At 74.4% G+C, this 941-nt stretch carries 3 protein-coding genes; all 3 read right to left on the reverse strand.

Translation table 11 applies throughout. From position 1 onward, the window contains the following. A partial coding sequence (locus QR77_RS43615; protein WP_347359783.1) for a TadE family type IV pilus minor pilin occupies positions 1–294 on the reverse strand: 294 nt, incomplete at its 3' end. 19 nt (positions 295–313) lie between these two features. Then, the gene (locus QR77_RS16635) at positions 314–526 is read right to left on the reverse strand and encodes a DUF4244 domain-containing protein (protein WP_078877826.1); all 213 of its coding nucleotides are present in this window, start codon (positions 524–526) and stop codon (positions 314–316) included. A gap of 133 nt (positions 527–659) precedes the next feature. Beyond that, positions 660–941 (reverse strand): type II secretion system F family protein (locus tag QR77_RS16640; RefSeq protein WP_040022587.1); only part of this gene is annotated, 282 nt, incomplete at its 5' end.

Genomic DNA, 941 nt, shown 5'->3' on the forward strand with positions numbered 1-941 from the left:
GACCGCCTCCGCCGTGAGCGTCAGAGCCAGCGCGCCGGGGCCCGGCGTCGGGGCCTCCACCCTGACCCGCCACAGCTCGTCCGACCGGGCCACCGTGACGAGCGCCCCGCCGGGCGCCGCCGACTCGGCCGCCTCGACGGCCACCGCCCTGGGCTCGGATCTCGCCGCCGCCCGCGCTCCCGCTCGTGCCGCGTCGACGCACCGGATCTGCGCCGAGGCCGCCATAAGGGCCCAGACCAGCGCCATGGCGAACAGCACCAGCGCGGGGACCGCCACGGCCGTCTCCGCCGTCACGGAACCACGTTCCCTTTCCTCAGAAGGAAACATTGAGGGCCTTGCCGATCATCGACTCCAGCGCCGCCGAGACCTGGTCGCTCGTGACCACCTTGTAGAGCAGCGCCGCGAACGCGCAGGCCGCGACCGTCGCCACCGCGTATTCCGCCGTGGCCATCCCGGCGTCCTCCCGCAGCCGGCGCGTCCACGTCCGCTTCGCCCGCCGCACCGCCGCCCGCGCCCGCACCCACATCCCGGCCTCCGCTGCGGCCTTCGTGCCGGCCTGCATGGCGTTCCTCATGACACCCTCCCTGTCGATCTCCCGTGAGATCACTGGTCACTTGTCGCTCGTCACTTGTCGCTTGTCGCTTGTCGCTGAAAACCGCTCAGGCGCCGTTCAGCAGGCCGCCCGCCAGACCGATCACCACCGGCGCCACACCCAGCGCCAGGAACGCGGGCAGGAAGCACAGCCCGACCGGCCCTGTGATCAGCACCTGGGCCCGCTGGGCACCGGCGGCGGCCCTCCGGGCCCGCTCGGCCCTGAGGGTCCCTGCCAGCCTCGCCACCGGCTCCGCCGCCGGCGCTCCCGTGGACCAGGACCGCTCCAGACAGCGGGCCAGATCCGCGGCGCCCGGTATCTCGGCGAGCCGCCCCCACGCGTCGGCCGG

The organism is Streptomyces sp. 150FB, assembly GCF_000818195.1.
Taxonomy (GTDB): Bacteria; Actinomycetota; Actinomycetes; order Streptomycetales; family Streptomycetaceae; genus Streptomyces.

Bases quoted from the DNA above. Each gene is read 5' to 3' on its own strand.
- QR77_RS16635 (WP_078877826.1), bottom strand. From the start codon at position 526: ATGTGGGTGCGGGCGCGGGCGGCGGTGCGGCGGGCGAAGCGGACGTGG.